Consider the following 2500-nt stretch of genomic DNA (forward strand, 5'->3'; position numbering starts at 1 on the left):
AATAAATGAGGCGGCGACCTACTCTCCCGGGTGTAACCCCAGTACCATCGGCGCTGCAGGGCTTAACTTCTCTGTTCGGGATGGGAAGAGGTGGGACCCCTGCGCTAGGCCGCCTAAATCTTGATGTCCGATGACCGGTGTCCGTTGCCGGATGATCATTCGTCCACTTAATATCTTAAGTTCTTCTTCGGTCTTCGGTCTTCCGACTTCGGACTTTTTAATAACATGTCTTTGCAGAAACTGTAACAAACAGTGGGTAAGTTTTTGGGCAATTAGTACTACTCGGCTATGACATTACTGCCTTTACACCTGTAGCCTATCAACGTCATCGTCTCTGACGGCCCTAGTTGGAAGTCTCATCTTGAGGGGAGTTTCGCACTTAGATGCTTTCAGCGCTTATCTCTTCCCGACGTAGCTACCCGGCAATGCAATTGGCATCACAACCGGTACACCAGCGGTCAGTCCAACCCGGTCCTCTCGTACTAAGGTCAGGTCCTCGCAAACTTCCCACGCCCGCAACAGATAGGGACCGAACTGTCTCACGACGTTCTGAACCCAGCTCGCGTGCCACTTTAATGGGCGAACAGCCCAACCCTTGGGACCTTCTTCAGCCCCAGGATGTGACGAGCCGACATCGAGGTGCCAAACCTCCCCGTCGATATGAGCTCTTGGGGGAGATCAGCCTGTTATCCCCAGCGTACCTTTTATCCTTTGAGCGACGGCTCTTCCATTCAAAACCGCCGGATCACTATACCCGTGTTTCCACCCTGCTCGGCTTGTCGGCCTTACAGTCAAGCTCCCTTATGCTATTGCACTCCTCGTACGGTTACCAAGCGTACTGAGGGAACCTTTGGAAGCCTCCGTTATCCTTTTGGAGGCGACCACCCCAGTCAAACTACCCACCAAGCAATGTCCCCGCTTACACGGGTTAGATACCAAACAAACAAAGGGTGGTATTTCAACAGTGACTCCACGAATCCTGGCGAACCCGCTTCAATGTCTCCCACCTATCCTACACATCATTTGTCCAGTACCAATACTAAGTTGCAGTAAAGGTGCATGGGGTCTTTCCGTCCCGTTGCGGGTACGCGGCATCTTCACCGCGACTACAATTTCACCGAGCTCATGGCTGAGACAGTGCCCAGATCGTTACACCATTCGTGCAGGTCGGAACTTACCCGACAAGGAATTTCGCTACCTTAGGACCGTTATAGTTACGGCCGCCGTTTACTGGGGCTTCGATTCAATGCGTCTCTTACGATAACATCCCCTCTTAACCTTCCAGCACCGGGCAGGTGTCAGGCCTTATACTTAGTCTTGAAACTTTGCAAAGCCATGTGTTTTTGTTAAACAGTCGCCTGGGCCTCTTCACTGCGGCCTCTGTTGCCAGAGGCGCCCCTTCTCCCGAAGTTACAGGGCTATTTTGCCGAGTTCCTTAGCCATGATTCACTCGAGCACCTTAGGATACTCTCCTCGACCACCTGTGTCGGTTTGCGGTACGGGTAATTATACGCTTAACGCTAGAAGTTTTTCTTGGAAGCCCTTAGGATCACTATCTGATTGTCCGTAAACGCTCAGTACTATCAGCTTCGGCTAAACCCACGCATTTAACTATGGGTCCAATACCTACTACCTTTAACGCGGTATTCCGTCACCGCGCGGATCTTTCATCACTCCGTCACTCCTTCACTTGTATAATTAGTATGGAAATATTAATCCATTGTCCATCCACTACCCCTCTCGGGTTCGCGTTAGGTCCCGACTAACCCTGATCCGATTAGCGTTGATCAGGAAACCTGGGTCTTACGGTGTGCGGGTTTCTCGCCCGCATTATCGTTACTTATGCCTACATTTGCTTTTCCAAAAGCTCCAACCGGGCTGACGCCCGACCTTCACTGCCGTTGGAATGCTCCCCTACCACTCGCACTGATAAATCAGTGTCGAATCCTTCGCTTCGGTACTATGTTTGATGCCCGATTATTATCGACGCCCTGTCGCTCGACCAGTGAGCTGTTACGCACTCTTTAAAGGAATAGCTGCTTCCAAGCTAACCTCCTGGCTGTCTCTGCAACTGGACCACCTTTGTTCAACTTAACATAGATTTGGGGACCTTAGCGGAAGGTCTGGGTTCTTTCCCTCTCGGACTTGGACCTTAGCACCCAAGCCCTCACTGCCGGTTCTATATGACGGCATTCGGAGTTCGTCAGGATTTGGTAGGATTTGACTCCCCCTAGTCCTATCGGTAGCTCTACCTCCGTCATACAATTCCCGACGCTGTTCCTAAAAACATTTCGGGGAGTACGAGCTATTTCCCAGTTTGATTAGCCTTTCACCCCTACCCACAGCTCATCCGGAAACTTTTCAACGTTTATCGGTTCGGTCCTCCAGTGCGTGTTACCGCACCTTCAACCTGGCCATGGGTAGATCACTAGGTTTCGCGTCTACCCCCACCGACTCAATCGCCCTTTCAGACTCGCTTTCGCTCCGGGTACGGTACTGA

2 rRNA genes (1 of these 2 cut by a window edge) are annotated in these 2500 nt (G+C 51.4%); both read right to left on the reverse strand.

The features are described from left to right. Positions 1–5: 5 nt before the first annotated feature. Positions 6–117 (reverse strand): 5S ribosomal RNA (gene rrf, locus U3A58_RS21525). Positions 118–252: 135 nt separating this feature from the next. Next, positions 253–2500: ribosomal RNA gene (locus U3A58_RS21530) — 23S ribosomal RNA — on the reverse strand (it continues 637 nt past the right edge of the window).

This window comes from Algoriphagus persicinus, assembly GCF_035156415.1.
In the GTDB taxonomy this organism is placed as follows: domain Bacteria; phylum Bacteroidota; class Bacteroidia; order Cytophagales; family Cyclobacteriaceae; genus Algoriphagus; species Algoriphagus persicinus.